General features: G+C 62.7%; 16 protein-coding genes. 3 read left to right on the forward strand and 13 right to left on the reverse strand.

Annotated elements, in window-relative coordinates:
- Nucleotides 1-3 precede the first annotated feature (3 nt).
- Nucleotides 4-4992 (reverse strand): DEAD/DEAH box helicase, encoded by a 4989-nt coding sequence (locus tag QQA13_RS05285; RefSeq protein ID WP_286042573.1) that lies wholly within the window; start codon nucleotides 4990-4992, stop codon nucleotides 4-6.
- Nucleotides 4993-5533: 541 nt separating this feature from the next.
- On the opposite strand from QQA13_RS05285, the gene QQA13_RS05290 reads away from it, so the two are divergent.
- On the forward strand, nucleotides 5534-8224 hold the full coding sequence (locus tag QQA13_RS05290) for a UvrD-helicase domain-containing protein (RefSeq protein WP_108473151.1): 2691 nt from the start codon (nucleotides 5534-5536) through the stop codon (nucleotides 8222-8224).
- A 291-nt stretch (nucleotides 8225-8515) separates the two neighbouring features.
- On the opposite strand, the gene QQA13_RS05295 is transcribed toward QQA13_RS05290, so the two are convergent.
- The 6 genes from QQA13_RS05295 to QQA13_RS05320 all read right to left on the reverse strand — a co-directional run bounded on the left by QQA13_RS05295 (nucleotide 8516) and on the right by QQA13_RS05320 (nucleotide 12525).
- Nucleotides 8516-9415, reverse strand: a complete 900-nt coding sequence (locus QQA13_RS05295) for a hydrolase or metal-binding protein (RefSeq protein WP_108473152.1) — start codon at nucleotides 9413-9415, stop codon at nucleotides 8516-8518.
- Nucleotides 9409-10407, reverse strand: a complete 999-nt coding sequence (locus tag QQA13_RS05300) for a YqaJ viral recombinase family protein (RefSeq protein ID WP_108473153.1) — start codon at nucleotides 10405-10407, stop codon at nucleotides 9409-9411. Before QQA13_RS05300 ends, QQA13_RS05295 begins: the two co-directional genes overlap by 7 nt.
- 80 nt (nucleotides 10408-10487) lie before the next feature.
- Nucleotides 10488-10940, reverse strand: a complete 453-nt coding sequence (locus QQA13_RS05305) for a hypothetical protein (protein WP_108473154.1) — start codon at nucleotides 10938-10940, stop codon at nucleotides 10488-10490.
- Nucleotides 10941-10953: 13 nt separating this feature from the next.
- Entirely contained in the window at nucleotides 10954-11910 is a 957-nt protein-coding gene (locus QQA13_RS05310; protein WP_108473155.1) for a DUF932 domain-containing protein, read from the reverse strand.
- Nucleotides 11911-12017: 107 nt separating this feature from the next.
- Complete coding sequence (locus QQA13_RS05315) at nucleotides 12018-12383, reverse strand: hypothetical protein (RefSeq protein WP_108473156.1); 366 nt, start codon at nucleotides 12381-12383, stop codon at nucleotides 12018-12020.
- The gene (locus QQA13_RS05320; protein ID WP_159082234.1) at nucleotides 12376-12525 is read right to left on the reverse strand and encodes a hypothetical protein; all 150 of its coding nucleotides are present in this window, start codon (nucleotides 12523-12525) and stop codon (nucleotides 12376-12378) included. The genes QQA13_RS05315 and QQA13_RS05320 overlap by 8 nt, the downstream gene beginning before the upstream one ends.
- A gap of 611 nt (nucleotides 12526-13136) precedes the next feature.
- Between QQA13_RS05320 and QQA13_RS05325 the strand changes: the two genes are divergently transcribed.
- The gene (locus tag QQA13_RS05325) at nucleotides 13137-13508 is read left to right on the forward strand and encodes a helix-turn-helix transcriptional regulator (protein ID WP_108473157.1); all 372 of its coding nucleotides are present in this window, start codon (nucleotides 13137-13139) and stop codon (nucleotides 13506-13508) included.
- 122 nt (nucleotides 13509-13630) lie between these two features.
- On the forward strand, nucleotides 13631-14875 hold the full coding sequence (locus tag QQA13_RS05330; protein ID WP_108473158.1) for an inovirus-type Gp2 protein: 1245 nt from the start codon (nucleotides 13631-13633) through the stop codon (nucleotides 14873-14875).
- On the opposite strand, the gene QQA13_RS05335 is transcribed toward QQA13_RS05330, so the two are convergent.
- The 6 genes from QQA13_RS05335 to ppk1 form a co-directional block, all read right to left on the reverse strand.
- Nucleotides 14872-16182: a hypothetical protein gene (locus QQA13_RS05335; protein WP_159082235.1), complete on the reverse strand. Its 1311-nt coding sequence runs from the start codon at nucleotides 16180-16182 to the stop codon at nucleotides 14872-14874. The genes QQA13_RS05330 and QQA13_RS05335 overlap by 4 nt on opposite strands.
- Entirely contained in the window at nucleotides 16160-17389 is a 1230-nt protein-coding gene (locus tag QQA13_RS05340) for a tyrosine-type recombinase/integrase (RefSeq protein ID WP_108473160.1), read from the reverse strand. The genes QQA13_RS05335 and QQA13_RS05340 overlap by 23 nt, the downstream gene beginning before the upstream one ends.
- Nucleotides 17390-17839: 450 nt before the next feature.
- Nucleotides 17840-18568: a UDP-2,3-diacylglucosamine diphosphatase gene (locus QQA13_RS05345; protein ID WP_108471622.1), complete on the reverse strand. Its 729-nt coding sequence runs from the start codon at nucleotides 18566-18568 to the stop codon at nucleotides 17840-17842.
- 7 nt (nucleotides 18569-18575) lie between these two features.
- Nucleotides 18576-19283, reverse strand: a complete 708-nt coding sequence (locus QQA13_RS05350) for a peptidylprolyl isomerase (RefSeq protein ID WP_108471621.1) — start codon at nucleotides 19281-19283, stop codon at nucleotides 18576-18578.
- A gap of 69 nt (nucleotides 19284-19352) precedes the next feature.
- Nucleotides 19353-20870 (reverse strand): Ppx/GppA phosphatase family protein, encoded by a 1518-nt coding sequence (locus QQA13_RS05355; RefSeq protein ID WP_108471620.1) that lies wholly within the window; start codon nucleotides 20868-20870, stop codon nucleotides 19353-19355.
- An 84-nt stretch (nucleotides 20871-20954) separates the two neighbouring features.
- Nucleotides 20955-23048 (reverse strand): polyphosphate kinase 1, encoded by a 2094-nt coding sequence (gene ppk1, locus QQA13_RS05360; RefSeq protein WP_108471619.1) that lies wholly within the window; start codon nucleotides 23046-23048, stop codon nucleotides 20955-20957.
- Between the last annotated feature and the right edge of the window lie 10 nt (nucleotides 23049-23058).

The raw sequence follows: 23058 nt of genomic DNA on the forward strand, positions 1-23058 counted from the left end.
GGCTCAGATATCCAGCTTCGGAAAGGCGCGGACGATCTTCAGGGTTTCGAGGCTGACGGTGATGACGCGTAGGAACAGTTCCAGCGGGTACTTGGGGTTGTGCATGGTCTCAAGCGCCCAGTCGTTGGCGTCGTTGACGATGCCGCTGGCTTTGTCGGTTTTCACGCACTGGCGTTCGATCACCCAGTCCAGCGCGGGCTTGCCGTTGACGACGTAGTCGTAGGCTTCGGGCGGGATGCCGGTGACGGTGATGTGGGTGTTATAGACGAGGCGGGTGAGGTCTTTCTTGCCGCCGGCCTTGGGCACTTTCATCTTTTCCACGAGGTAGTCGGCGTCGCTGAGCTTCTTGTTGCCGGTGTCGAGTTTGGCGCTGGCGTACATCGGCACGGTTTCGAAGTTCAGGTGCAGATCGGCCAGCGCTCGGCCAGCCTTGCTGAAGGCCCAAAAGTCGACGGCTGTCTTTACGCGCGGGATGCGCGGCAGTTCCTTGACGAGGTTGTCGGCGTAGCGCTCGCTGTAGTCGGGCGAATGCAGCAGGCCGTAGATGTAATAGAACAGGTCTTCCTTGCCGATCTTCTCGCCGGAGTAGGCGGACGTGAAGTGCGCGAGACCGGTATCGGTGATGGCGTCGCGGCGCTTGCGCGTTGTGGGTTTGGTGGCGTGCTGGTCGAACAGTCCGGATTGCGGGGTGTCGCTGTCCGCTGAAACCGGTTCGTCGTAGAGGTAAAGCGGAAAGCAATGCCCGGTGTCCATCGTGTGGCGGTTGGTCAACGCATCCGCCATTAAGACCGAGAAACCCGTGCGTGCACCAATTCCGGTCACACATAGCAGCAGATTTTCGGCTGCTGCGGTCGGAAAGATGCGTGGCATCTGGTACGCACTCCAGATACACGAGCGGTCAAAGTAGAAGTACGCCTTGGTGAACGGGCGATAGCACGCCGTTACTACTCGATCGGTGCTGAACTTGATTACCTTGTTCGAGGCGATCCCCCGAAGCAACTTATCGTCCCACCCAATCTTTTGCGCATCCTTTTCGACGAACTTGACCGGTTCAGCAGAAGCACCGGTCGCCTGGTACCTACCCCGTTCCTCGTTGTAGAAGCCAATCATCCGTTCAACGTTGGCGGTCAACACCTGCTTCGAGAAGCTGTACACCCAACTATCGCGATTGGTAATCACGCCGTATGAATAGTCCTCAAATAGTGCGGCGTGGCCAGTCTTGTCGCCCAAGACGATGAAATTGCTGAAACCGCTGTCACGCTGGCGCAGCCAGTCTCCGTACTCGTCGGGCTCGATGTTTTGCCAGCAATCTGCTTTGGCGACACCATCGACACTACCCAAGCTGACAATCGACGCCAGCTTCTCGTCACGGCTCATTTCATGCCCAATGTCATGGAAATAGACTCGTCCGCGTTGCTGAGCCTCGGGGTTCTTAACAAGTACTGAGATGGCGATTCCAGCCATGCTGCCACTTCCGAATATATTCTGGCCTTCCCCAGCCCTCCCTTTGCTCAACATGTTTTTGCGAATGTCGCCTCGCAGATGGAACACGTAAATGTTAGAAAATTCATCGGCTATGCATCGGCGCATTCCATCCGTACTCTTCGCATCCAACCAACCGGCGTTCGTGACGAAACCAATGACCCCTCGATTGCCGATGCGGTCACTGGCCCAGCGGATGGCGCGGATGTACGAGTCGTAAACGCTTGTCCTTGTGCGTGCATCAGATCGATGCGCGTATGTGCGTGCGATCTGCGCGTCGAGATTTGGATAACTTACGTTCTGGTTGTCGTCAGCCGCATCGGATTGCCCAATGGAATACGGCGGGTTGCCGAGGATGACGCGAATATCCAGCTTCTTCTGCCGCTTGCGCCGCGCGCTGTTGTCCACCAGCAGCGCATCCACCAAGTCGTCCTTCTCGTACATCTGGAAGGTGTCGGTGAGGCAGATGCCGGGGAACAGTGTGTACTCGCTGGCGCACTTCGCTTCATCCTTCCCAGCCTCGGGCCCGCGCAGCAGGTCGTGGTAGGCGGTTTCGATGTTGATGCTGGCGATGTAGTAGGCCAGCAGCACCAGTTCATTGGCGTGGATTTCGTGCTGGTACTTGTACGGCAGGTCGGCGCGCGAAATGAAGCCGGATTGCAGCAGGCGGGTGATGAAGGTGCCGGTGCCCGTGAAGGGATCGAGGATGTGCACGTTACGGTTGCCCAGCGACGTGCCGAACTCGTTGCGCAGTACGTCCTGCACGCTGGCGATGATGAAGTCCACCACTTCCACAGGGGTGTAGACGATGCCAAGGCGCTTGGACAACTCGGGGAAGGCGCCGTTGAAGAACTTGTCGTACAGCTCCTTGATGATCTTCTGCTTGCCGGCGGCGTCATTGATGCCTTCGGCGCGCTGCCGAACGCTGGCGTAGAACTCGGTGAGGGTGTCGGCCTCCTTGTCCAGGCTATGCTCGTCCAGGGTGTCGAGCACCTTCTGCATCGCCTGCGACATCGGGTTCTGCTTGGCGAAGTCGTAGTTCTCGAACAGCGCCTCGAACACCGGCTGGGTGACCATGTGCTGGGCCAGCATCTCGACGATTTCGGCGTCGGTGATCTCGTCGTTCAAGTCATCGCGCAGCTCGGCGGCGAAGGCGTCGAACGCCTTGCGCTCTTTCATGTGCGTCGGGTCTTCGAGGATGGCCTTAATGCGGTCGATGTGGGTGTTGGCGATCTTGGCAATGTCCGCCGCCCATTCTTCCCAGTGGTGGCGGTTGCCGACCTTCTGCACCACCTTGGCGTAGATGGCGCGCTCGATCTCGCCGATCTCGAACTCCATTTCCACCTGTTCCTGCGGCTTGTCCGCCACCGCCTGGCCGATGGCGTTACCGCCGCGCGCGTTGGCCGCGTGTTTCTTGCTGGTGTTGGCGCGCAACTGCGCCGCCTTCTTCTGCACCTTGTCGGTGACGGCCACCACTTCCATCTTGCTGGTGTCCTTGCCGTTGAACTCCAGCTTGTTGATCATCGCGTCGAACTTGTCGTCGTGCGAGCGCAGTGCCTGCAAGACCTGCCACACCACCTTGTAAGTGGAGTTGTCGTTCAAGGCCTCGTGCGGCTCCTTGCCGGCAGGGATCACCACCGGCAGGATGATGTAGCCGCGCTGCTTGCCCGGCGCCTTGCGCATCACTCGGCCTACGGCCTGCACTACGTCTACCTGCGAGCTACGCGGAGTGAGGAACAGCACGGCATCCAGCGCCGGCACGTCCACGCCCTCGGAGAGACAACGCACGTTGGAGAGGATGCGGCAGGTGTTGGGCGGCGTCTCGGCCTTCAGCCAGTCGAGCTTGGCTTCCTTCTCGCTGGCGTTCATGCCGCCGTCGACGTGCTCGGCCTTGCACTGGAGCGTAGCAGCGACTTCCTCCGCGCTGCCCTCGGTGGTGGCGGTTCGCTGGTATTCCTCCACCACGGCCTGGAACATCTTCGCGATGTTCTTGGAGCCGACCTTTTGCACCTTGGCGCCTTTCTTCGCCTCGATGACGTGGCAGAACGCTACCGCGCGCTGCATGGGGTGGCCGTCGCCTGCCAGGTCGTTCGTCAGCCCTTGCTTGGACAGCGCCTTCCAGCAGCCGACGATGCGCGCGGCATCGTCCATCTTGAGGTCATTGTCGCCGCTGGAGAGCAGTTTCTGCAGGCGGCGGTTGATCGCGGTTTCCTCCACCGCCAGGACGATCACCTTGTAGTCGGACAAGAGATCGCGGCGCACCGCTTCGGAGAAGCTCAAGGTGTAGAGCGTGTTGCCGAACCAGGCCGGGTTGTTCATTCCGTAGGTTTTTGCCCGGTCGCGTTCGGCCTTCGCCTCCGCCTCCGCGCTGTAGATGCGCGGGGTGGCGGTCATGTACAGGCGCTTCGCGCCCTTGATGAAATCGGCGTCGTGCACCTTCACGAAGTGGCTTTCGTCCTCGCCCTCGAAGGTGGCGCCGGTGGTGCGGTGGGCCTCGTCGCAGAGGATGAGGTCGAACTCGGCCAGGTCGTACTTCTTCTGCGCGCGGCTGATGACGTCGATGGAGTGGTAGGTGCTGAACACCACGTCCATGTGCTTGCCGTCGTGGCGCTTTGCGATTTCGGCAGCGAGGTGCTTGGCCTCGGTGGTGGCCGGATACTGCAGCTCGTGGCTGAGCATCACGAAGTCGTCTTCGCCGTGCTTTTTGCCCACGTCGCTGTCCGAGCACACGGCATAGCTATGCAGCGGCGTAGCCGCTTCCTGCGTCCATTCGGTGAGCGCCTGCGAGAGCAGCGCGAGGCTGGGCACAAGGAACAGCACGCGGCCACCTTTGCCGGCCAGCGTTTCGGCGATGTTGAGCGCGGTGAAGGTCTTGCCGGTGCCGCAGGCCATGATGAGCTTGCCGCGGTCGGCCTTGGCGAGGCCCGCCGTCACCGCAGCCAGTGCGGTCTGCTGGTGCGGGCGCAGCGTCTTCTGCGGCTTCAGGGCGGGCTTGGCGCCCGGCTGGTACTTCGACCAGTCGATCTGGCTGGCTTCCAGGTCGTGCAGGGTGACCAGGTTGATGGGCGTCTTCTGGCCCTGCAGCGCATCGCGCAGGTGGCCGGTGCTTTTGGTCGCGGTAAGGAATATCAGCCCGTGGCTATAGTGCTTCTTGCCGGCAGCGGTGATGAAGGTGGACAGTTCGCGCAGGGTGAGGTTGGCGTCCTCGTCGTAGAACTTGGCCTGGATGGCATACAGCTCGCCGGTGGTGGTTTCGGCCACCAGATCAATGCCGGCGTCCGAACCCACGTCGCCCAAACCACGCTTGGCTGCCTCAGTGCGCCATTCCTCCCAGAGCCAAACCTTGCCAGCGTAGAGGTCGCGGTAGTACGGCTCATTCTGCAGGTAGGCCTTGACCAGCCGCTCGAAGTAGGTGCCTTTCTCGCGTTCGGTCTTGGCGGTGGCGCGGAAGGTGGCGAGCAGGTCTTGCAGGGCACTCATGGATTCTCCTTGTGCGCGTTGCGGGCGCAAGTTCGGAGTCTATCGCAGTGGTCTTTACCTCCGTAACGATGAGGGCTGCAGTGGCGCCCACAGAGATCAGCCCTTCAAGGCGGTGAGGTGGCCTGCGAGCTGGCGCGGACAACACCTACACGCCGCCGCTCCTTCCGCCGATGACCCCACGCCTATTGTTGGTGGCATCTTGGTGGTGCCCGGTGAGTCTGGACCGATCCGACTGCCTGTCAGGCGCAAGCCGACACGGAACGCAGTCTTGGTGGAACCGACGAGCTGGGCGCTTCATTCGGCACAACGCATCAAGCTCGTCTTCGCTGACCGACAAACAACACCTGGGTCTTGTTGCCGGCGTGGGATGCCATGAATGTCCTGCCCAACTTGATGAGCGGTCTCCTCAGTCACTACTGGTGGCTCATCCCGATCGTCTTCATCGTCGGTTTGCTGAAGATCCCCAGGGTGGCAGTCCGGGCCTGGGAAGGCGACGCTTACCCCTCCCCGGAGCCCCCGTGGCAAGATGGTCCCAAGGAGACGGAGATCGCGGATAGGGGCAGGGGACTAGATGGAGTTTCTGATACTCATTGGGCTGCTCTGGCTCATCGGGACGATATTCGGCAACAAGAAACCTCGGATCGATCCTCCTGCCAAGCCAGCGGTCGATCCCGCCCTGGAAGCCGAACGACGGGCTAGCCAGAAGCGGGAAGACGACAGGTTTCAAGGCGCGTTCGAGCAGTGGGTGGCGCATCTGTCGGTCGTGATGGGCAGTGGTCGATGGATCCCCAAGGGAACTGTCTCCCGGTTCCTGGCCAAGCACCCCGCGCCCAAGCACCCGCGCAAGACCTGGAGGCAGGCGGTCGGTGAGCCGTCGCCCGAAGATACCTTGCGGTTCCGGTTCGATAAGGCGAATGCCAGCCACCTGTCACGTCAGAAAGTGGTGCGCAAGGACTTCTTCAACACAGTGGAGAAGAACCCGCTGACTGACGAACAGATTCATGCCTGCATCTGCATGGACGACAGCGTCATGGTCGTGGCCGCCGCCGGCTCGGGTAAAACCTCCACCATGGTGGCCAAGACCGGCTACGCCCTCCACGAAAAATTGGCCATGCCCGAACAGATCCTGTTGCTGGCGTTCAACAAGGCCACTGCCGAAGAAGTCGGGCAGCGTATCGCCGAGCGACTGCGTGGCGTGCCCCACGTGGACAAGGTGCGCTCCAACACCTTCCACGCCTTCGGCATCGAAGTTATCGGCAAGGCCACCGGCAAAAGGCCGTCGCTTGCGCCTTGGGTGAGCCCTGACAACCCCGGCGCCGATATCCGCGAAGTGTCCGACATCATCAAGACCTTGTCGGACCAAGATGCGGAATTCAAGCGCGAATGGGACCTGTTCCGCACTATCTATGCTCGCGACGTTGGTAAGTGGGGGCAGCTCCAGGAGCCCGACGCCTATGCCGATGGCCGGCGGGGGTTCCTGACCGCCCACGGTGAAATCGTCAAGAGCAAGCAAGAGCGGTTCATCGCCGACTGGTTGTTCTACAACGGCATCCAGTACGACTACGAGCGGGCCTATGAACACGACACGGCCGACAGCCAGTACCGCCAATACTTCCCCGACTTCTACTACCCCGACGCCAACCTCTACCACGAACACTTCGCGCTCAACGAAAAGGGCGAGGCGCCGAAGGAGTTCAAGGACTACCTCGAAGGCGTGGAGTGGAAGCGCCAACTCCACGTTGACAAGGGCACTGCCCTGGTTGAGACCACCTCGCACGGATTGCTGACCGGGCAGGCCATTACCGCCCTGGAACAGGCGTTGATCGCTCGTGGCGTCCAGCCCGTGTTCGATCCCAACCGCGAATGCGTTGGACTACCCCCGGTCGACGAGCAGGACCTGGCTAGGTCGTTCCGCGTGTTCCAGCAGCACGTCAAGAACAACGGCCTGACCCACGCCCAGTTGCAAACGGCCTTGAAGGAGCAGTCAGAGGAAGGATACGGCGCACGCTTGCGCATGTACCTGGCCCTCTACGAGCGAATCGCCCGCGAATGGGAACGTCGCTTGCGGGCGGGCCAGTTTATCGACTTCGAGGACATGCTGATCCAGGCGGCCGTGCATGTGGAGTCCGGGGCCTACCAAAGCCCCTACATTCTCATCCTGGCTGACGAGTTCCAGGACAGTTCCCGCGCCCGCATCCGGCTGTTGAAAGCCTTGGCCGGCAACCCAGGCGTGCCCACCCACCTGTGCGTGGTCGGTGACGATTGGCAGGGCATCAATCGGTTCGCCGGCTCTGATATCTCCGTCATGACGGAGTTCGAGAAGGCCTTCGATTTCGCCACGCGCTTGACGCTCAACACGACGTTCCGATGCCCGCAGCACCTGTGCGACGTGTCCAGCCAGTTCATCCAGGCCAACCCCGCCCAGATCAAAAAGGCCGTCAAAACCACCAACCCACTGACCAAAACGCCGATGCTGGCCTACGGGTTCACCCAGGAAGACGCGATCCCCGGCTACATCGAACAGCAACTAGCCGACATGCATCGCTATGCCGCCTCGGGCAAGCTCAAGCCGGCCAAGGGCGCCCACATCACGATCTTGCTACTGGGCCGCTATCGGCGCGATATCCCGGAGCCGTTGGCGCAGTGGCAGCAGCGCTTCGGCGACCGATTGAAGATCGACTTCAAGACCGCGCACGGCTCCAAGGGGCTGGAGGCCGAGTACGTCTTCGTCCTCAATGTCCTCCAAGGCACCCATGGCTTCCCCAGCCAGATCCAGGACGACCCTGCGCTCCAGTTGGCCATGCCCACGCCCGACCCTTACCCGTTCGCCGAAGAGCGCCGCCTGTTCTACGTGGCCATGACCCGGGCCAGCAAACAGGTGCGCTTCTACACAACGCTGGCCCAGCCCTCCCAGTTCCTGGTAGAACTGGTCAAGCGCAAGCACCTGGCAATCGAACCTTTGGACGGGGAGGGGGTAGAGCCGTGCGCCCGTCCTGGCTGCGGTGGCGTCATGGTGCCGCGTGGCAATGGCACGTTCCTGGGTTGTTCGCACTTTCCGGCCTGCAACCAGACGCGCAAGCTGACCGATCCGGCCATCGTGCGACGCTCACAGCGGATTACGGTTCCGGTGGTCGCCGGGCAACCCTGTCCCGTATGCGGGAAGGGCGTGATCCAGGAGAAGAAGGGAAGCAACGGCCCGTTCTACGGTTGCTCACGCTTCCGGGAAGGCTGCAAGGCCACCGCCAACATCCCCAAGCGCTGACCTAGAAGAACCAGAGCGCTAAAAAAGCCCGCGGCTCGCCATGCTGACGCACTCGCCGCCGATGACGAGGTGATTCAGTACCTGAACGCCGACCAGCGCTCCACTTGCAGCGATGAACACCACGTCCATTCCACCTCGTACAGGCGCATGGCGTCGATGTAGGTGGCCAGTACGCGCCCACGGGCACACGGGGTATCGCCAACAGCCGCCAAGCAAGCAAAAAAAGAAGGCCATACCCAGAGGGAGGGGGCGAAAGCCCCCTCCCATGTATGCCGCCGACTCGTTGTTGGCTCAACCAGCGCCAGCCGACGCCACGCGCGCATCCAGCCGCCCTCGCAAGCTGGATGCCCTTTCATTGACACCATCAACACGCGGCACCGACTCCGACTCGGGATAAAACTCCTCCACCACCGCCGGCACGTCCTCGGCCAAATCCTCGAACGCCCCGTTGGCGAAACCCCTACCCGCAGCCTCATCCAAAGCCGCCTGATCTAAGCCGCTGGCCTGCCGTTGTTCGTCCAGTTCCCGCGCCTGCACGATGGCTTGTTCTAGCGTGAGGCCTGAGCGCACCACGAGATCCACGTAATAGATCGGCGTCCCGTAGCTCATTGTGGTGGATTTGCCGCGCAGCTTCAGTTCCAAGGGGAGACAGGCCAGCCGTCCGCCCGAGACCGCGTGGAAATACTCCAGTCGCGCCGCTAGCGTGCGGATGGTGTTGTACGACGTGGTGCGCAGCACGAAGCTGCCCAGTGCGTCGTCCTCACCTTCACCGATCACCACGTTGAGGCGTGCATAGGCCTTGCAGGCGTCCTTGGCGAAGGCACAGGCATCCGGCCCCGGACACGGGAAGCTGGTCACACCGTCCTTGCCCGTGCGTCGACAGGTTTCGCCGTTTCCCACGCACACCGGCCGACCCGTGGTGCGGTCGAACAGCGAGTAGTCCGCTCGCAGGTTCAGGCTCGGGTCGTTGAACAGCAGACGCATAGGGATCGCGCGCAGCTTGTGGCCTTCCGCTTCCTTGCGCAGCTTCTCGTCCAGCGGATGCAGCACCCAGCCATCCCGGCCTTGCACCTGACTGGTCAGGGTGAACTGGTCATCCTTCTCCGGCAGGCGCTTGCCGTTGCGCTCCACCACGCGCCCAATGGAAATCCGCCCGATCACGGGCGGGGTTATCGCCAAGCCTTTCAGCATGTCGTTGTCCTCTCATCACTATCAGAAGTCCGCGACAACACGAACCGGCGAGCGCCGGGGCGGGTCACGGCGTACAGGGCGGCGACATCCGGGCACTCGGCCATCAGTCGCTTGGCATCCAGCGTGGTGCTGTCCTTGGCGCGCTTGTAGGTCACCTCGCCGTGGGCGAAGGCCGCCTTGCTGGCGTCGCCCATCGCCTGCTGGATCATCTGCTTGAGCGATTCGGCTTCGTGCTCCATCGCTTCCAACTCACCCTTGAGCGTTGCCAGCGCATCAAAGGCGTGCCCGAGGTCTGCGTCGCGGGTGAAGTCCAGGCGGGTGTCGTTACCGCGATACAACTTCCGCAGGGCCTTGGCGGCCGATTCGCTGCCATCAGCTGGTGGCTCGATGTCCTTCTCCACGTACTCCCAGAACCGGGTTTCCAGCACGACCAGGCGGGCAATCACTTCATCGTCCCGTTCGATGCGGTGGATCTCCAGTTGCTGCCCGCACAGCAGCACGGCCACGTCGGCAGCGGCTTTGCCGGTGACCGCCAGTTGGTGCTGCACTTGCAGTTGGACGTATTCCGGAACCCCGTCCTTCCACAATCGCGAGCCGAACTCGCCGGCGGTCTTGCACTCCAACACATGCACACCCGGCACGCCGACGATTTCCCTGTCGATATTCGCCAACATGAAGTTGAACGTCGGGTGCTGGAGCACGGCGTTGAGCTTGCGCACCTTGTGGCCGGTGCGTTCCTGATAGGCCGTCGCCACCATCGGTTCCAGCAGGGTGCCCCAGTAGCGTGGGTCGTCCTGCCCGGGGCGCACCTCTTCCGGCGGCGTGCGACCGGTCTTTTCCATCCACAGTTCCAACTGGCTCTTGTACGGACACAGGCCCACGGCAGCAGCGGCGTCCGAGCTGCCGATACCGTTACGACGCACGTCGAGCCACTGCCCATAGGGCAGCTTCTTGGTATCCACCAGCCTCACGGCCGCGTTTTGCTTGTTCATCGGTTTCCTCCGGGCATAAAAAAGCCCGACCGATGCGCAAGCATCAGCCGGGCGGCGGGTGGTACGTTTTCAAGGTGTCGTTACCAACTGGCGCGGTAGTAGATGTCCCAACCGCGTTGCTGCAACTGCTTCGCCTGCACGACGATACGCAGCGTGTAGTCGATCTCGCCTTCGTCCATCGGTTCATCGCCCTCACTGACAAAGTGCTCGCTGGCGCTTTCCGGATCGTCGCTGACCTGATCGAGCTGTTCTTCCAGGTCGGTCAGCACATCGGGCGCGATGTAGGCGGGCCGGCAGTCGTCGTGACCTTCCTGCACGTTGTTCACGAACCACTGGTGCAGGGGATCGAACTTCCGCCAGTAGCCCACCCGCACGGTTACGCCCGTGATCTCCATCAGGGTGGCGTCGTTGTCGGGCTTTTCCGTGGGCGGGGTGTAGCCAATGGCCCGTCCGATGGCTTCGCGGACAGGCGCAAGCCCCGTGTCGTAGGGCGGCAGGTGCAGCTTCGCTTCCAGGTACATGTCCAGTCCCATGACATGCCTCCCGTCACGCGACCAGCTTCATCGCTTCGTCCCAGGCGCGCTGCTTGATCCGCGCGCCTTGGCCGAACCACGCGGCATCACGACGGTGATCGTTACTGCGCGCGCGCCGGTGGTGGTCGACAAACTCGGTCACGCTGTTGAGCAGACCCCACGCCGTGCCGCGACTGGACGCCATCAAGGCACCGCGACCACCGCCTTCGTACAGCGAGCGGACGGTGGCAAGCGCCTGCTCGTTGACCACAACGGCCTTGCTCTCTGGAGCTGCGTAGGTGAGCACCCGACGCAACAAGCCTTCGACCGTATCCGGGTCAACCGGACGATCCACCAGCGCCTTCATGCGCGCGACGAAGCCGTCCCACGACGACACCGTGATGCCGAGCTGACGCTTGACCGCCTCGGGATCGAAGGCACTGCGATGCGGCACCTTGATCGCACCATTGGCGTTTCCCAGTGCGATTTGCAGTGTGTTGTTGCAGACCACGCGGACGCTGGTGAATTGCGCCGTGGTCGCCAGCGTGCCGTCGCAGGCCGTCGCCAGCAGCAGGTAGCCATCAACCTTGTCCCGGCCCTTCAGCGTCGTGCTCTGGCCGGTACGCGCCAGCGCCCAGAACTTGCGCCCTTCGCGCAGCACGCCCGCCGTTTCCAGCTCGAAACCGTTGCAGGCGGTCAGGTCGCGATAGAACTCCAGAATCTCGCCCGGCTGGACGACCTGGAAGCGCTTGCTCACCACAGCCAGCGGCGCCTTGGTGTCGGAGCGATACAGCACCTTCTGCTCCGGAAAGGCATTGATGACGCCCAGGTTGTTCTTGCCGCTGATGTAACGAACTTCGGATTCCTCGATCTGCCAGTCCATGCCGGCACTGGTCTTCCAGATCTCGATGGGCTGCTTGGCTTCGAGCTTTTTGCCCAGGCCGTGCCACGGGGTTTCTCCGGCATAGGCCATTGATTGAATCAGATGCATGACGCACTCCTTGAATAGAGGCGCAAAAACGCCCCGGCCCCGGCAGTGAGCCGGGGCCGGGGCGTTATGGGCGCAAGAGAGAAAGGAAAGGTTGAGGTAACGCGCCGTCAGGATCGGTCGCTGAAAACATGGCCGCAGTCGCGGCACTGACGGTTGTGCAGGATGTTTCGGTCGATGCTGTTACCCAGACGCGCACCGGCCGCGCAGCCAGCGGCGCCACCGACGATGCCCTCGATGACCATGCCGGCAGCCGCACCCAGCAATACCCCGAGGGGGCCACCCAGAAAGCCGGCCTCTGCGCCGGCCACGGCGGCAGCGACGCCGCCCGTCGTCCCCACGATGGCACCGATGGCACCACCGTAGCGCCGGGCCACACCACGTGTGTCGATGCGGGTCGAGTGGCATTGGGGGCAGAGTGGCGGGACATTCATGAAGCCATCGCTCCACTCGTCATCCAGCGCGGCTTCAATCATCAGCGACCTCCTTCAGGCGACAAGCCACATACCAACGAAGGCCCCACGACCACAGCACACCAGCCAGGAACAGCACGGCAAAGACGACGAGGCATTCGAGCAGCGGTGGATAGGGGTAACCGACCCATGCGTTGTTGAACATCACCAGGACTCCTGCGAAGGGAGACATCCACCAGTCAGTCGGATGGATGGAACTGTCGGGATGGCAGCTCGGAAAGGTGGTGTGGATTCGTGGCTTTTTTATTTCACAAAGAAGCTTAATTGCGGATGGCAACTACTTTCGTCGAACTTCATTGCACTTCGTTGCGTCGAATGCGTCTCTCTTTGCCAATTCAAATAGTTGAACTAACTCGACAGCCGATTAGGCACCAAGTCGACAAAATCCTGCCAAGAATCTCGTTGCGTCACTATGGTTTCGTTTCGTCCAGTGGGTTGCGCTTGCATAGCGCCAGACATCATTTGAAGTAACGGAGCGGGTTCATCACCAATCGGCAGGGCCATCATTTCGTGGCAAGTGGCAATGGCAATGGAACGGACGGCCTCAAGGTGGCGCCTGTCACTCTCCCGGAGGTGTCCGGCGGGTTGCCTGGCTCGAAGTCGTTTCGGCGCTACTTCCTTGCCGCTGGTCTGACCTTCAAACGCAGTTCTGGCAAGGGTTTCAGACCTTTCAGCTGAGGCGGGTCAGATTTCTCATCTGGTCGAAACCATGCCTTCGGCCCATCGTGTCGCCACCTCGACGAAACAGGGAATGCGATGGCTAAAAAAGATGGTTCCAATTTCACGCTGGAAGGGATTTTCCGGCGGCTTCTCCGCTTCATGGCCGAGTTCAGCAGCGCACAGCGCATGCTGCGGGAATCCGAAGTGGCGCATCGCACGGGTCTCAGCCCGTCCACGATCCGCAATCGTTGCACGGTTGGTCATTCCTCGTTTGATCCCGAGTTCCCGCAGCCGCGGGTCTTGGGGAGCGGGAAAAATCGTTCGGCTGTCGGTTGGCTTCAAAGCGAAATCCTCGACTGGATGAACACACGCCCCAAGGCCTATTTGACCGACCAACTGAACAACCGTGCAAAGGTGGCGAAAAACGTGCGTGGCCATGCTTCTGACAAGGAGGGATTCATGCTGTGACGCGTTTTCCGTCAGAGCCGAATTACGGCTTTATATCTAATGGTAATAAAAGGGAGGTGAACAGGAATAACCAATTGGCGACAAGTTAATGGTCAAAAGCAGATACGGGTTGGAGTAAAGAAATGGTAGGAAAGAAAAGAGGCAAGCCCGCCAAGGTACCGAGTGTCAGCCTGCGGGAGGACATGCGGCGTGGGATAGAAGCCAGCGAGACGCGCTACCAGATGTACGCCCGGGGCATGGTGCACAAGGCCAACGGCGAATCATCCATCACCGAGGAGATCGACGAACCCGAGCAGCTGAGGCGCATGGATAGGCTGGTGAAGCGCATTGCAAAGAAAGATGAGAATGCAGTCCATATGGCGACCGGAAAAGGTCTCCTCACTTACGGGCACCTCACTCCCATGCTCACGTCACTGGGCAAGGCGGTTCTGGACGTGTGCATGGACACCATCCCCATGATCGAAATGGCGTATCCGGGATGTCGCTTGAAAAACAAGAATCAAACGGGGATGGTCACGGAATACCATTTTGACGACCCTTACCGGCTGGATGACCTGAAGGTCGTATTCAATCCGTACATCACCATCATGCTGCGCGCTTGCCAGAAGGCGATGCCGTGGCTTGTGCGGGGCGGTGGTAAGCGTCTGGATCTGAGTGACCAGCGGGCCGTCAAGGCTCTCAGTCATCTGTTGCGCTTCGTGCGCCGCGTTTGTCGAACCAAAAGGTTCAAGCGTATCCATAACGACTACGAGCATAGCGCACGGGAGAACCTGCGGGCGTGCTGCAAGTTCATGGCGACCAAGTTCGCCGACTATTCACGGCTGCTGATCCTCCGCATCGAGCTCTACATCGCGCCGGAGTTCAAGGCCTGGGCCATGACTGACGCGGGTGACCGTTGCGTTCGTCGGTTTCGTCGAGCTCTGCGCGAGAAGCGGATTGTGCCGGACGTGGTCGCGTGGATTTGCAAGCGCGAATTCGGCTTTCGTCGTGGCATGCACTGCCATGTGCTGGTCGCCATGGACGGACACAAGCACAAGCAGGCAGAGATGTATGCCCGCATGATCGGCGAGGCGTGGCAGCGGCGTTTCAGCGACGGCTATGGAACGTACTTCAACTGCTGGTCTCGGCGTTCGCAGTACTCGCTGAATTGTCTTGGCCTGGTTCATATCAGCGACCGGATGATGCTGCTCGGCCTGCGCGAGGCGATCCGCTACATCACGAAAACCGATTGCCTTGTAGTCACCGGCTATCCCCGCGATTTGTGGAAGGGCATTGATCGCGGATCGTGGCACGGGGCGAAGCGTGGGGCGCCGCGTAAGGCCCATCATGATCTCGCTTTGGTCAACGAGATCCTGCGCCATGCCTAGTGACTTCTCTTCGCGTTACCTCTCGGAGCTTGGCTAGCTGCTTTCAGCTTTTCAAGCTCCGGGATGTAGTACGGCCAAATCACGAACTTGACGACAGCGTGCATCTCCTCTTTCGTGATGAACCCGTATCTTTCAACCTCGGTATAAAGCTTGTTGACATACTTGGTCAGACGCTTGGCCGGAATTCGGCTGGCGTCGTGATCAACATCACCTGAGAGAAGCTGTTGCCAGTAGTCCACAGCCAGCAGCACGAGACTAAACCGTTCGCTGATGTAAGAGGTGCCATCGCGATACTTCCAGGCTCGACCTAGGGCATCACCTGAGAGCGGCGTTGCACTGCTCTTTGGGTTGCTGTCTTTCCGCTCATCGTGCTCTGGATCGAGGAGCTTGTTCGCGAGCCGAGTGTTGGTCTTGTTTGCAAGCTTGTCGTATTGGCCAGGTAGGGTCGAAATCCATTCTTGTACCAGCGCGCTAGGCCTTTTGATCCAGTCAGCGACTGCTCGTTGACTGGCAGGGTCGGTGCCTTCGCTACCGAAAAAATGTTTGGCTGCGACATACAGCACAAACACCCCGGGGGCACGCGACCGCAGATTGAAGGGGTCATCCTTGTCGCTCCAAGTGGCGGGTGGTGGTAATGGTTGGTCTTCCTCGGGGACATCTTCAAAAGGGACGTAAGCAGGCAGATCCCACCTCCCCACTGAATCGGAGCCAGTTCTAGCTACCTCGCTTGTAGGTACCGTGGGTGCAATGGTGGTGTTGGTGGGGTCTGCCAGAAGCTCCATGGCGCGGCGATCCAGAAGCACGTCTCTCCTTTCGATCCTGATGGCATGCTCGGGTGCTTCAAGGGTCAATGGCCCACGATCAACGGCTGCACCCTCAGGGCACAGGCAAAGAGGCGCTGGCACAAATTCAAGGCCACCTTGCTGTTGAATTTTTTCGTTGGATTTGGTCTTCAGTCCACCGGGAAACCAGCGTACATGGGCAAAACTTGCTGCCAGTAGGTATCGTGCGTCCTTCGGCGTCAGTACTAAGAAGTCGATTTCAGGGCATGGGGTGGGATTGGTGATGACAGGCTTGCCTGTGCGCCTAGCCTCAGTTTCCTTCTGCTGCATCGTGGGTGTCATGCTGTTGGACACACTCAGCTTTGCACTGCTGGCATAGACTGCTTTCGCCGGCGGCACTGGAACATACAAGCGGATCTTGCTTTCCGCCGCCAATGTCAGAATGCGGCTTTGCTGGCTCGCATCCGGCGCGGCGTCTACAAGCGGCACTAAGCGGATGGGTTCAGGTGGCTGAGCGTCGCTCACGGGGTTTCCTGCCTCGGGAAGGCATAACGAAGTCCGCCCAAGACTGCATCAGTGGGCGGCGCTGCTCAAGCAGATCGGTGCGATGGTAGGCTGCCTCTACCTTGTTCTGCACGGTATGCGCCAAGGCTCTTTCCGCCAAGTCACGTGCATACCCCTTCTCGCTGCACCAGTCGCGGAAGCTGGATCGGAAGCCATGCGCAGTGGCCACACGCCCCGGAACGTCGCTGACGGCCTTAACGCGCCGCAGGAAGGTCGTCAGAACCATGTCCGACAACGGTACGCCTTTGCGCACGGATGGGAACACAAACGTGTGGTGCAGCCCCTGTTGGTGCTTGAGGAGCGCTAAGGCCTGCTTGGAAAGCGGCACGCGGTGGCTCAGCTTGGCCTTCATTCGCTCCGCAGGCACCGTCCAGAGCTTGCTCCCCAAGTCCACCTCATCCCACGTCATGTGGCGTACCTCGCCAGAACGGGCAGCCGTCAGGATCACAAACGCCAAGAGCTGGCGCGACACTTCAAGGCTTTGCGGTAAGTGGTCGGCTACGAACGCGGGAATCAACGCCCAGGGCATCGCAGGCTGGTGCTGTGTGCGAATAGTTTTCCCTTGCTGGAGTGGCAAGAGGTGATTCACCACGTCGACTGGATTCGACTGGCAGAAGCCATGTGCCCACCCCCACGCCATGACCGCGTGCAGCCGTTGCTTGACCCGTCCAGCCGTCTCTGCCTTCTCCAGCCAGATAGGCCGCAGCACATCGGCGATATGACGCGGCTGGATTTGATCCAGCGGCATCGCACCGATCAGTGGAAAGGCGTACTCGGTAAGGGTATTGATCCACTGCTTGGAGTGCTTGGTGTTTTTCCAGCCGGGAGCCAGCTGTTGGTGTAATGTCTTTGCCGCTTCTTTGAGTGTGGGCAGGTGAGGCTTGGCAGCTTCACCGGCTTTGATCTCCAGCGGATCTTGCCCGCGGGCGATCTGCTCGCGCATGAAGCGAGCTTGCTGCGCTGCCTCGGCAATGCTGACCTCGGGATAGCTGCCCAGCCCGGCGTTACGTCGCTTCTTGCTGACAGGACTGACGTAGCGGAGAACCCACTTGCCTTGGCCCTTGGTGCTGGGGGATGGGTGGAGCGTTAACCCGGTGACGCCGCCATGTGCAAGCGGAGCGCCTCCAGGTTTGACACTGCGTGCTTTGGTGTCAGTGAGCAGGGCCATAGCGGAGGCTTCAGGTTGAGTATTGGTGTGCCATCCAGTATGCCACGCAAGTATGGATGTGATTGATTTTCGCTGTGGCTCGTTGAGCCATTACCTCAAGTAAACGGCTTAAAATAAGGGTTTGTGCTAATGTTCTTTGCGAGTGCTTGGGCCTCGTTGTTGCTATAGAAGGCGGTCTCTCTCTCCGCCAGATACGCAAAACGCCCCGAATGGGGCGTTTTGCGTATCTGGCGGAGAGGTGGTGGACGAACCCTGACGGTGACTCGGAGCGTCCTGCGCCTCGCTCTTCGGGCCAGCGGCTTCGCCGCAATTCCGCACGGCCAATCAAGGACCCGTCCCGCACGGGGAGTTTGCGTATCTAGCGGAGGCTTCGACTCCGCGTCTTCGGCGCTGCGCTCAGCCCGCGCGGCTGGGGGAGCCAATCCGCCGGGTCTCTGGCCCGTGCGGGCATCACCCCACCGCCAATCCGCGCAGCTCCACGCGATCGCCGTCCACCGCCAGCACCGACCCTTGCTCGTACCAGTCCCCCAGCACGATCCGCTCGGCCGGTTTTCCGTCCAGCTCGAAACGATGGATGGCTGGCCGATGCGTATGCCCGTGGATCAGCCGGGTCACACCCGCCTTGCGCATGGTCTCGGCCACGGCACCGGCGTTGACGTCCATGATGCTTTCCATCGTGTTGCCGGTATGTGCCTTGCTGTCCTCGCGCGCCCTGGCGGCGAACGCGCGGCGGGCCTGCAGCGGCATTGCCAGGATCTGTGCCTGCCACTCGGGCGTGCGCACCTGCCGGCGTACGGCCTGGTAGGCGAGGTCGTCGGTGCACAGCACGTCGCCGTGCATCAGCAGGGTGCGGCGGCCGTGGATGTCGTGCACGGTGCCGTCGTCGAGCAGGGTCAGGCCGGCGCGTTCGGCGAACGCCGGGCCGAGCAGGAAGTCGCGGTTGCCGACCATGAAGTACACCGGTACGCCGGCGTCGCGCACGGCGCGGGTGGCGGCGGCGATGCGCGCGGGCAGCTCGGCATCGTCGTCGTCGCCGATCCATGCCTCGACCAGGTCGCCGAGGATGTACAGCGCGTCGGCGTGGTGGACTTCGTCGCTGGCCAGGTAGCGCTCGAACAGTTTGGTGATCTGCAGGCGGGCAGGATCCAGGTGCAGGTCGGCGATGAACAGGGTGGTCATCGCGGCGTCAGCCCTTGCTGGCCGCTTTCTTGCCCGGTTTGGCAGCGGCGGGTCTGGTTGGCGTCGACGCCGCGGTGGCCGGTGCTGCCACGCTGGCAGCCGGGGCAGGGGTTTCCTCGCCGACCACATGGGCGCTTTCGATCAGCACCAGCGGATTCGGCACATCGCCGGCGAACGGACCCAGCGGGCGGGTGGGCAGCGCAGCGATCTTGTCGACCACCTCCATGCCCTTGATGACCTTGCCGAACACGGTATAGCCCCAGGTCAGCCCGCTCTGGTTGCCGACGAAATCCAGCCGGCGGTTGTCGACCAGGTTGAAGAAAAACTGCGCAGTGCCGGAGTTCGGGTCGGCGCCGCGGGCGACGGCGACGGTGCCGCGCAGGTTGGACAGGCCGTTGTCCGCCTCGCTGGCCACGGCCGAACGCGTGCGCTTGGGCTGCAGGTCGCGGGTGTACAGGCCGCCCTGCACCAGGTAGCCGGGGATGGCCCGGTGCAGCAGGGTGCCGTCATAGAAGCCGTCGCGCACGTATTGCAGGAAGTTGGCCACGCTCTTCGGCGCCTTGTCCGGGTACAGCTCCAGCGTGATGTCGCCCTGCGAGGTGCGCAGCACGACCTGGGGCGGTGGTGTGGTGGCTGGCGCCACCGGTTTGGCGGTCTGTGCTGCCAGCGTCGGCGGCAGGATCAGGAGCAGCGTGGCGAGCAGGGATTTCAACATGGGCATCAAGATCGTCTGGGCGTCCGGACATGATACGCGGCAACGGCGGAAGCTGGTTCCTCGGCGCAGTCAGCTGCTGGAGATATCCAGCTTGATGCCCAGTTCGGCCATTGGCGATTGCTCCTGCTGCAGGTCGGCCTCGCTCAGCGGGTGCTGCTCGAACCAGGCCAGCGGCAGGGTCAGCCGCAGCGACTTGCTGCTGGCGGCCAGGCGCATTTGCGGCAACGACTCGGCCCGGCGCGCGCGGCGGAACAGCACCGCCAGGCGGAGCAGGGCGGTGGTGTAGCGGGCCAGCTGGCGATAGCGCTGCGGCAAGGTCGCGACCACCGCCTTGTCCGGCTTGCGCCGGTGCATCTCGACCACCGCCGCCAGCAACTGCTGCTCCTGCCGCGAGAAGCCGGCCAGGTCGGCGTGGCGCAGGATATAGGCGCCGTGGTGGTGGTGCTGGCTGTGCGCGATGGCCAGGCCGATCTCGTGCACGCGCGAGGCCCATGACAGCCACTCGCGGGCATCGGCGTCCAGTTTCCAGGCGCGCGCGACCTGGTCGAACAGCATCAGGGCGGTCGATTCGACCCGGCGCGCCTGGGCACGATCGACGCCGTAGCGGGTCGCCAGCGCGTCGATGCTGGCGGTGCGCGGGTCGCTGCCGCCGGCGCGGCCGAGCAGGTCCCACAGCAGGCCCTCGCGCATCGAGCTTTCGCACACGTGCAGGCGCTCGATGCCGAGTGCGGCGAACGCGGCCTCCATGATCACCACGCCGCCGGCGATCACCGGTGCGCGTTCCTCGACCAGGCCGGGCAGCTTGAGCGTGCCGATCTGGCCGTGCTCGATCAGCGCGTCGCCCAGCGCGGCGAGCGAGGCCGGGGTGATGCCGTCGTCGGAGAATTTCATCGCCTGCACCACTGCGCCGATCGACTTGGCGGAGCCGGACGAGCCGTAGGCATCCTGCCAGCCGGATTCGCGATAGTCCTCGGCAAACTGCTGCAGCAGCACGCCGATCTCGCTGCGCGCGCGCTGCCAGCGCTTGCGGTTGATCTTGCCGCCGGGGAAAAAGCGCAAGGTCGAGGCGATGCAACCGGCCTGCACGCTTTCGGTGTGCAGCGGCGCCAGCCCGCGGCCGATGATGAACTCGGTGCTGCCACCGCCGACGTCGATGACCAGCCGCGGTTCGCGCGAGGCGGGCAGGTCGTGCGCGGCGCCGAGGAAGATCAGGCGGCCTTCCTCGCGCCCGGAGACCACCTCGATCGGGTGGCCGAGCGCGGCCTCGGCGGTGGTCAGGAAGGTCTGCGGCGAAGCCAGCCGGCGCACCGTGTTGGTGGCCACCGCACGCACCCGCATCGACGGCAGGCCGGCGATGCGCTGGCCGAAACGGGCCAGGCAGGCCATTGCGCGTGCGCGGCGTTCGGCGTCCAGGGTGCCGTCGGCGCGCAGGCCGGCGGCCATCCGCACGGTGTCGCGCAGGCGGTCGATCACGCGCGGCTCGCCGTGTTCCATGCGCGCCACCACCAGGTGGAAGCTGTTTGAGCCCATGTCCACGGCGGCGATCAGTTCGCCGTCGCGGATCGGTGTCTGTTCGGCTGGACTCACGCCCGGGCTCCCGCGACGGCAAAGTGCGGATTCTCGCACGCAGGCGTGGCGTGGGGAAAACGAGGGCTCATGCGGTGCGCCGATTCACTTGCAGTAACGCTCGAGCAGGCCCTGCTGTGCGCTGTACGGCGGATGGCCGTCCGGCTCGGCGCGCACGTAGCGGCCGTCGCTGCCGAGCAGCCAGGCCTGGGTGTTGTCGGCCAGGCCGTTGGCCAGGGTTTCCTCGAACACCCGCGCAGCCAGTTCGGGATCGAGGATCGGAAACGCCACCTCGATCCGCCGCATCAGGTTGCGCTCCATCCAGTCGGCGCTGGCGCAGTAGATCTCGGGGTTGCCGTCGTTGGCGAACCAGTACACCCGGCTGTGTTCGAGGAAGCGTCCGATGATCGAGCGCACGCGGATGCGCTCGGAAATGCCGGGCAGGCCAGGGCGCAACGTGCAGGCGCCGCGCACGATCAGGTCGATCTCCACGCCGGCCGTCGAGGCGCGGTACAGCGCCTCGATCACGCGTGCCTCGTTCAGCGCATTGAACTTGGCCACGATGCGGGCGGGTCGCCCGGCGCGCGCGTGCGCGGTTTCGCGCTCGATCTTCGCCAGCACGCTGGGGTACAGCGTGAACGGCGAATGCAGCAGCCGTTTCAGCTCGATGATCGGCCCCAGCCCGGACAGCTGCTGGAACACCTTGTGCAGGTCCTCGCCGATCTCCGGGTTCGCCGTCATCAGGCCGATGTCGGTGTACATGCGGCTGTTGGCCTGGTGGTAGTTGCCGGTGGACAGGTGCACGTAGCGGCGCAGCGCCTCGCCCTCGCGGCGCACGATCAGCATCATCTTGGCATGGGTCTTGTAGCCGACCACGCCGTAGACCACCTGCACGCCGGCTTCCTGCAGGCGCGTGGCGAGGCGGATGTTGGCCTCCTCGTCGAAGCGTGCGCGCAGCTCGATCACCACGGTGACGTCCTTACCGTGGCGCGCGGCCTCCACCAGCAGGTCGACCAGCGGGGTATCCTCGCCGGCGCGGTACAGGGTCTGCTTGATCGCCAGTACCTGCGGGTCGGCGGTGGCCTGGCGCAGCAGATCGATCACCGCGTTGAAGCTTTGGTAAGGGTGGTGCAGCAGCACGTCGTGCTGGCCGATCACGTCGAACTTGTTGCGGCTGCTCTCGAGTGCCGGAGGCAATTGGGGGTTGAAGCGCGGGAACTTCAGTTCCGGCCGGTCCAGCCAGTCGTAGATCAGCCCGGCGCGGATGATGTTGACCGGGCCGTCGCAGCGGTACACGTCGGCGTCGTCCAGCTGGAAGTTCTGGGTCAGCATCGCGGTGATCGCCTGCGGGCAATCGTTGGCGATCTCCAGCCGTACCGGCCGCGCGTAGCCGCGCCCGACCAGTTCCTCGCTGAGCGCGAGGGCAAGGTTCTCCACCTCGGCCTCCTCGACGATCAGCTCGCTGTTGCGGGTGACCCGGAACTGGTACGAGCCGACCACCTTGAGGCCGGGGAACATCAGGTCGACGAAGGCCTGCAGCAGTTCGGCGAGGAACACGAAATGCTCGCCGGGGCCGCTGACCTCGGCCGGCACGCGGATGATCCGCGGCAGCGAGCGCGGCGCGCGCACCAGCGCCATGTGCCCTTCGTGGCCGAACGCATCGCGGCCACGCAGCACCACCGCGATGTTCAGCGTCTTGTTGAGGATGCGCGGGAACGGATGCGCCGGGTCCAGCCCCAGCGGCGACAGCACCGGCAGCACCTCGTGCTCGAAGTAGCCGCGCAGCCAGCGGTGCTGGCGCGGGGTCCAGCGCTTGCGGGTGAGGATGTGGATCTGCTCGGCGTCGAGTTGCGGGCCGATCTGCTCCTGCCAGGCGGCGTAGACCTCGGCGACCAGGTCCAGCACGCGGCTGCGGATGCGCGCCAGCAGTTCGCCGGAAGGGATGCCGTCCGGCCCCGGCGCGGCCGAGCCGTAGGCGTGGTGGTGCTTGAGCATCGCCACGCGCACCTCGAAGAACTCGTCGAGGTTGTTCGCCACGATGCTCAGGTAGCGCAGCCGTTCGAGCAATGGCACGGCAGCGTCGCGGGCCATCGCCAGCACGCGGAAGTTGAATTCCAGAGCGGCCAGTTCCCGGCTGAGGTAGAGGCCGGGGGTGGTCAGGTCGGTGGCGTCGGGCGGGGTGTGGGAAGCTGGGGCCATGCCGCATTCT

It is taken from the genome of Rhodanobacter thiooxydans, from assembly GCF_030291135.1.
GTDB classification, from domain to species: domain Bacteria; phylum Pseudomonadota; class Gammaproteobacteria; order Xanthomonadales; family Rhodanobacteraceae; genus Rhodanobacter; species Rhodanobacter thiooxydans_A.

Coding starts and splice junctions, on each gene's coding strand:
- QQA13_RS05325 (WP_108473157.1), top strand. CDS start 13,137: ATGGCTAAAAAAGATGGTTCCAATTTCACGCTGGAAGGGATTTTCCGG.
- QQA13_RS05340 (WP_108473160.1), bottom strand. CDS start 17,389: ATGGCCCTGCTCACTGACACCAAAGCACGCAGTGTCAAACCTGGAGGC.
- QQA13_RS05320 (WP_159082234.1), bottom strand. CDS start 12,525: ATGTTCAACAACGCATGGGTCGGTTACCCCTATCCACCGCTGCTCGAA.
- QQA13_RS05310 (WP_108473155.1), bottom strand. CDS start 11,910: ATGCATCTGATTCAATCAATGGCCTATGCCGGAGAAACCCCGTGGCAC.
- QQA13_RS05300 (WP_108473153.1), bottom strand. CDS start 10,407: ATGAACAAGCAAAACGCGGCCGTGAGGCTGGTGGATACCAAGAAGCTG.
- QQA13_RS05350 (WP_108471621.1), bottom strand. CDS start 19,283: ATGTTGAAATCCCTGCTCGCCACGCTGCTCCTGATCCTGCCGCCGACG.
- QQA13_RS05345 (WP_108471622.1), bottom strand. CDS start 18,568: ATGACCACCCTGTTCATCGCCGACCTGCACCTGGATCCTGCCCGCCTG.
- QQA13_RS05290 (WP_108473151.1), top strand. CDS start 5,534: ATGGAGTTTCTGATACTCATTGGGCTGCTCTGGCTCATCGGGACGATA.
- QQA13_RS05305 (WP_108473154.1), bottom strand. CDS start 10,940: ATGGGACTGGACATGTACCTGGAAGCGAAGCTGCACCTGCCGCCCTAC.
- ppk1 (WP_108471619.1), bottom strand. CDS start 23,048: ATGGCCCCAGCTTCCCACACCCCGCCCGACGCCACCGACCTGACCACC.
- QQA13_RS05330 (WP_108473158.1), top strand. CDS start 13,631: ATGGTAGGAAAGAAAAGAGGCAAGCCCGCCAAGGTACCGAGTGTCAGC.
- QQA13_RS05315 (WP_108473156.1), bottom strand. CDS start 12,383: ATGATTGAAGCCGCGCTGGATGACGAGTGGAGCGATGGCTTCATGAAT.
- QQA13_RS05295 (WP_108473152.1), bottom strand. CDS start 9,415: ATGCTGAAAGGCTTGGCGATAACCCCGCCCGTGATCGGGCGGATTTCC.